The following is a 6,478-nucleotide window of genomic DNA, read 5'->3' as shown; positions in this document are numbered from 1 at the left end:
GACTTACCCGAAGACACAAGCCTGTACAGAATCTCAGGATATTCTGCACCAACCTGCTTGAAAAAGATATGGTATTCGGTGCAAGCGATAAGCTTAGACAGGCTATCAGGGACGCTAAGGAGCGTTTCAACCCAAAGGCCATATTCATCTCAATGGCGTGTGCGACTGCGATAATCGGTGAGGATATCGACAGTATTGCCGACGAAATGGAGCCGGAGGTCGGAGTTCCGATTATACCGCTTCACTGCGAGGGATTCCGCTCCAAGCACTGGAGCACCGGTTTTGATATCTCGCAGCATGGTGTGGCTCAGAAGATAGTAAACAGGAATCCGAAGAAGCAGAAAGACCTCATTAACATCGTTGCACTGTGGGGGACGGACTACTTCACGGATATCCTCAAGCCGCTGGGACTGCGTGTGAATTATATGATAGACTGTGCCAACTATGAGGAGCTTGAACAGGCATCGGAAGCTGTTGCAACTTCCACATTCTGCCACACTCTCGGCTCATATATGGCAACAGTGCTTGAACAGCATTTCGGAGTTCCGCAGATAGACGCTCCACAGCCTTACGGATTCGCAGGTACCGATGCATGGCTGAGAGCAATCGCAAAGCTTGTTGGAAAGGAAGAAGAAACAGAAGCTTACATAAAGTCAGAGCATGAAAGAGTAATGCCGAGAATACTTGAACTGCGTGAGAAATTCAAGGGGATAAAGGGATTTGTTATGACGGGTTCAGCCTATGCACACGGACTTATCTCCGTGCTCCGTGAGCTTGGCATTGAGGTTGACGGCTCGGTAGTATTCCACCATGACCCTGTTTATGACGGCGGCGGTGAGAATCAGAACTCACTTAAAAATCTTGTAGAGGAATACGGCGATATCCCACATTATACAGTCAGCAAGACACAGGCATATCAGCTTCCGCAGGTATTCCGCAGAGTAAAGACCGATTTCGTTATCATTCGTCATCAGGGACTTGCTCCCGAAGCCGCAAAGCTCGGTATCCCTGCACTTGCAATGGGCGACGAGCATATTCCCGTCGGCTATGACGGCATGATACGAACAGGAGAGATACTCCTTGATATACTGGCGAGAAAGCGCTTTAATCAGGTGCTTCAGCGCCATGTTGAACTGCCCTATACAAAGTGGTGGCAGTCACAGGAAGATCCGTTCATACTATCAAAAGAGCCTGAGGTAATAGACAAGGCTCTCAGTGAAAAGTTAAAGAAGAAAGGTGCATAAAAATGGCAGAAACAAAGACAAAAAGCGGCACGATAGTGCATCCCCATTACGGATGTACAGTTGGTGCGGCATATACAGTAGCGGCTATAAAGGGGGGAGTTCCAATTGCAAACTGCGGTCCGGGCTGTATGTACAAGCAGTTTTTCCTTATCAGCTTTGATAACGGATTTCAGGGCTCGGCAGGTGCAGGCGGCGGAAATGTCCCAAGTGCGAATGTGGGCGAAAATGATATCGTTTTCGGCGGTGACAAGAAGCTGGATGACCTTATAAAATCGTCACTTGCAGTGCTGAAAGGCGACCTTTATGTAGTCCTCACGGGATGTTCAGGAGAGCTTATAGGAGATAATGTGGAGAGCGTTGTCCGCAAATATCAGGAGCAGGGATTTCCTATCGTTCACGCTGAAACAGGAGGCTTCAAAGGCACTAACCTGACAGGTCACGAAATAGTTATCGAGTCTATAATAAACCAGTACGTCGGCGATTACGACGGCGAAAAGGAGCAGGGACTTGTAAACCTCTGGTTCGATGTTCCGTATTTCCACCAGAACTGGCGCGGCGATTATCTTGAAATTGTCCGTATTCTCAAAGCGTCGGGACTGAAAGTCAATGTATTATTCGGACCTCAGAGCGGTGGTGCAGAGGAATGGAAAAATATCCCCAAAGCTCAGTTCAATCTTGTCATATCGCCGTGGGTTGGAATAAAGACTGCAAAGCTACTTGAGAGGAAATACGGTCAGCCTTATCTCCATATACCCGAGATACCGATAGGTGAAGAGGCAACAACAGCCTTTATCCGCAAGGTTGTGGAATTTGCAGGAATCAACAAGCGCAAGTCCGAGGCATTCATCAAAGAGGAATCACAGCTTTACTATTACTTCCTCGAACACTTTGCAGAATTCTTCTCCGAATACTGGTTCGGACTGCCATCACAGTTTGCAGTTATCGGAGACAGTGCGTATACTCTTGCATACACGAAATTCCTTGCATCGCAGATAGGAATGATACCCGTAAAGCAGATAATCACAGACAATCCTCCGCAGAAATACAGAGAAAAAATAGCTGAATACTTCCATACTCTTGCGGAAGATGTTTCTGTTGAGCCTGAGTTCATTGAAGACGGATATCTTGTTGAGGAATCGCTGAGAACAGTGGATTTCGGCTCTGGAGTACCGCTTATCCTCGGCACTACATGGGAGAGCGATGTTGCTGCTGAAAAGGGCGGACTTCTTATTGAAGTAGGACCTCCTACAACTGAGGAGGTAACGATAAACAAGACCTACATAGGTTATCGTGGAGCATTCACGCTCCTTGAAAGGATATACTCAGCCGCAGTCGGCGGTAAATAACGAGGTGATATTATGGCGTACAGAATAGCTGTCGCATCAACGGACGGAATCGTCGTGAATCAGCATTTCGGTCATGCAGAGAGGTTTCATATAATCGAAATCGATGATAATACATACAAATACAGTGGTACAAGGGAAGTTGAGCGTGTCTGTCAGGGACATTATCACAACGACTCTTCATTCGACAAGGTGATAGATGTACTCAGCGATGTTCATGCAGTGCTTGTGGCAAAGATAGGCTCAGGTGCTTCACAGCAGCTTGAAAGACGTGGACTTACAGTTTACGAAGCGCCGTTCCCCATAGAGCCGCTCATAGATAAAATAATAGCTGACAAGCTCTGGGAGGTGGACGAATGGCGATATCCTACGAAGAACTGACCGATAAGCACCCCTGCTATGCGCGAGGTAAGAAAGGCTCAACGGGCAGGATACATCTTCCTATAAGTCCCACCTGCAATATCGAATGCCGCTTCTGCGACAGACGTATTAACGATTATGAAAAGCGACCGGGAGTTGCTTCAACAGTCATAAAACCTGAGGAAGCTATCGGCGTTATAAAAAAATCGCTGGAGCTTTGTCCGGCAATAAAGGTAGCTGGAATCGCAGGTCCCGGAGATACCCTTGCATCAGACTACGCGCTTGAAACTTTTCGGCTCATAAAGCAGAACTTTCCTGACCTTGTGAAATGTATGAGCACAAACGGTCTGTTGCTTTCTGAAAAGGCTGATGAGATAATATCAACGGATATTGACTCGCTGACAGTTACGGTAAATGCCGTTGACCCTGAAATTGAGGCAAAGCTCAACCGCGGTATACTGTATCACGGAAAGCATTATACGGGAGTTGAAGCGGCTGAGATACTCATAAAAAATCAGCTTGAAGGCATAAGGAAAGTCAGTGCGGCAGGCATAACAATAAAAGTCAACACAGTGCTTGTTATAGGCATAAACGACGGGCATATCGAGGAGATAGCGAAAACTGTAAAAGCGGCAGGTGCTTCGATCTACAACATTATTCCGCTTATCCCTCAGAATGAACTGAAAGACTATCCAGAACCCACCTGCGCTCAGATAGAGGCAGTAAGGGCAAAGGCTTCAAAATACATAGATGTATTCAGGCATTGTCAGAGATGCCGTGCGGATGCGATAGGTGTACCGGGTGAAAAGGACTACGGCGACCAGATCTATCTGAAGCGTATCGCACACAAGGATACATTTTCACACGGCTGACAGTTTCATGTCCGCAGGAACTTTATCCTGTACTGTACCGCTGCATTTCTCTGCTCGCGGCGGTACAGTTTTATCCTAATTATCAAATATACAAGAATGAAAGGTGAATAAAAATGGCTAAGGAAATAAGACAAATTGCAATATACGGAAAGGGCGGTATCGGTAAATCTACTACCACTCAGAATCTGACAGCAGGACTTGTTGAGAGAGGCAACAAGGTAATGGTGGTCGGCTGCGACCCTAAGGCCGACTCCACAAGACTTCTTCTCGGCGGACTTGCTCAGAGAACGGTTCTTGATACTCTCCGTGAGAACGGTGAGGACATTGAACTTGAGGATATCCTCAAGGAAGGCTACGGCGGAACACGATGCGTAGAATCAGGCGGTCCCGAACCAGGCGTAGGCTGCGCAGGACGCGGTATCATCACATCTATCGGACTTCTTGAACGTCTTGGCGCATACACAGACGATCTTGATTATGTATTCTATGATGTCCTCGGCGACGTTGTCTGCGGAGGTTTCGCAATGCCTATCCGTGAGGGAAAAGCAAAGGAGATATATATCGTTGCAAGCGGTGAAATGATGGCTCTCTATGCGGCAAACAACATTTCAAAGGGTATCGCAAGATATGCAAAGCAGGGCGGTGTACGTCTCGGCGGTATCATATGCAACAGCCGTAATGTTGACCGCGAGCGTGAGCTTGTAGCTGCATTTGCAAAGGAGCTTGGTACTCAGCTCATACACTTTGTTCCCCGTGACAATGAGGTGCAGAGGGCAGAGATACACAAGAAAACTGTCATCGACCACAAGCCGGATGCAAAGCAGGCTGACGAATACCGTGAGCTTGCAAGAAAGATCGAAGAAAACACGCAGTTTGTTATCCCAAAACCGCTGACGCAGGAGCGCCTTGAAGAAATTCTTCTTGAATATGGTCTCTTTGATTCTATCAAGGAACCAAATTATCACATCTGAGGTGTGCCATGAAAATAGATATAGACAGAGTTGAAACAGTAACTCCCGATACAAATATCGGTGACCTTGTACTCTTTCATCCCGAAACAGCGGAACTGCTTTTCAGTATCGGTCTGCACTGTCTCGGCTGCCCGTCATCGGGAGTTGAAACTGTCAGCGAAGCGGCAGATGCTCACGGAATTGATGCTGAAAACCTCGTTGCACAGCTTAATACTATAATAAGATCTGGCAGTATATAACCTGTTTTTATAGCTTCCGATAAAACATTCGGATTGGACAAATTGTAAAAAACAGGTTATAATATATACATACCACACAGGAAAGGAGCTGTACAAATGGTAACAAGTAAGAATTCCATGCAGCACATTTTCCGCTCAGTGCTCATTTGTACAGAGCGGATGTGGAAAGCCGGACGATGTTGAACTGAACGTTCTAAAATGACCTTCCGTAATAATATGTGTCATAAGAATTATAAAAAGGTGTTGGTTATGATAATAAAAAGTTCCATTAGCTTGCTGAAAAAGCTGTTTGAAAGTGATATGTATTTCATTAGTACAGAAACAGGGAATGTGGTGTTTCATCCCGAAACAGTTTCTAAAGATTATATCATAACTGATAATGAAGAATAATAAACTCCGCCTGAACTTCCATTAGGTTCGGGCGGAGTTTTTATAGCTTGACAATCATAAAACTGCGTGTTAAAATACAATTAATAAGTAATATGATTCGGGGTTAGTATAATTACTGGAGGAGAATATGGAACAGCTGTTAGTAAGCCATTGGTATAGGAATACAAGATATGAAATACAGAGCATAAACGGAATGGAGTACATTGTTCCCTGCGATTACGGCGCGGTGTATGATCCAATGAATAGCGAAAACGAAATGATGACCGATGTACTGAACCTTGGCAAGTACCTGACCGAGAACGATATCGGTCAGAATGAAATAGTGCTGGACTTCGTTCACAAGTACGGTCTGCTGGGTATCATGCCTGACATTGCAGGCTCGGATATAGGTAAAAATGAGAGTGCCATAGTCCGCGACAATATCTTCACTGACAGCGGTATCGTTGATGTGAATGAGTTTGCAAAGACATTCTTCCCTCTCGATAACATTGATCTGCTTGATAAAGTAAACAAGAAAGGAAAGTTGAGACTGTACTACCGCAGCCCGATATACTCGACTATGTTTCTGCGGAAATATAGGTACTGTGAGCCGCTTGATTGGGTAAAGAAATACTTCAAATATCTGTATAGCTTCATTATAGACAAGGAATCAAAGCTGACGGAGTTCATACCCCCTCGCCTGACATATAAGATAGACGACAGTAACGGTCTGAACCTGCTGTGCGAGTACGATTCTCTCAAAGCGATGATAGACTTTGCATTCGCCAAAGCAGTGACAGACTATAAGAAGCCACTCCGTACCTGCAAGCACTGCGGCAAGCTGTTCTATGCCACCGACATACGCAGCGAGTTCTGTTCTGCACGTTGCCGCAATCAATATAATGTTTACAAATCAAGAGCAAAGCATTGACGCTTTGCTCTTTTTTGTTTCAAAAAAATGGAGGCCTTGACAAATAAAAATAGTGTGTTATAATATAATCGAAAAAAGTAATAGTATATATTCAATATACAATTACAATTAGGTACGAAGTACGAGCAGAGTTCAGTCAGTGAATCTGC

7 protein-coding genes are annotated in these 6,478 nt (G+C 45.3%); all 7 read left to right on the top strand.

The window, feature by feature from the left end; all coding sequences use genetic code 11:
* Nucleotides 1-1,244: nitrogenase component 1 (locus tag Q0R37_RS14725; RefSeq protein WP_294755333.1), on the top strand; the 1,244-nt coding region annotated here is incomplete at its 5' end.
* Nucleotides 1,245-1,246: 2 nt separating this feature from the next.
* Nucleotides 1,247-2,590: a nitrogenase component 1 gene (locus tag Q0R37_RS14720; RefSeq protein WP_294755332.1), complete on the top strand. Its 1,344-nt coding sequence runs from the start codon at nucleotides 1,247-1,249 to the stop codon at nucleotides 2,588-2,590.
* Between the two features lie 12 nt (nucleotides 2,591-2,602).
* Nucleotides 2,603-2,968 (top strand): NifB/NifX family molybdenum-iron cluster-binding protein, encoded by a 366-nt coding sequence (locus tag Q0R37_RS14715; RefSeq protein WP_294755331.1) that lies wholly within the window; start codon nucleotides 2,603-2,605, stop codon nucleotides 2,966-2,968.
* A complete protein-coding gene (locus Q0R37_RS14710; protein WP_294755330.1) occupies nucleotides 2,944-3,819 on the top strand; it encodes a radical SAM protein in 876 nt (291 codons plus the stop codon). The genes Q0R37_RS14715 and Q0R37_RS14710 overlap by 25 nt, the downstream gene beginning before the upstream one ends.
* A gap of 113 nt (nucleotides 3,820-3,932) precedes the next feature.
* Nucleotides 3,933-4,790 carry a nitrogenase iron protein gene (nifH, locus tag Q0R37_RS14705; protein ID WP_164152654.1) on the top strand — a complete coding sequence of 286 codons (858 nt, stop codon included), beginning with the start codon at nucleotides 3,933-3,935 and terminating at the stop codon, nucleotides 4,788-4,790.
* An 8-nt stretch (nucleotides 4,791-4,798) separates the two neighbouring features.
* Nucleotides 4,799-5,029 (top strand): DUF1858 domain-containing protein, encoded by a 231-nt coding sequence (locus tag Q0R37_RS14700; protein WP_294755329.1) that lies wholly within the window; start codon nucleotides 4,799-4,801, stop codon nucleotides 5,027-5,029.
* A 517-nt stretch (nucleotides 5,030-5,546) separates the two neighbouring features.
* Entirely contained in the window at nucleotides 5,547-6,329 is a 783-nt protein-coding gene (locus Q0R37_RS14695; protein WP_294755328.1) for a hypothetical protein, read from the top strand.
* Nucleotides 6,330-6,478: the final 149 nt, after the last annotated feature.

Source organism: uncultured Ruminococcus sp., from assembly GCF_946415235.1.
In the GTDB taxonomy this organism is placed as follows: Bacteria; Bacillota; Clostridia; order Oscillospirales; family Ruminococcaceae; genus Ruminococcus.
Note: the sequence above shows the minus strand (reverse complement) of the source record. Positions and strands in the feature narration are given on the sequence as shown.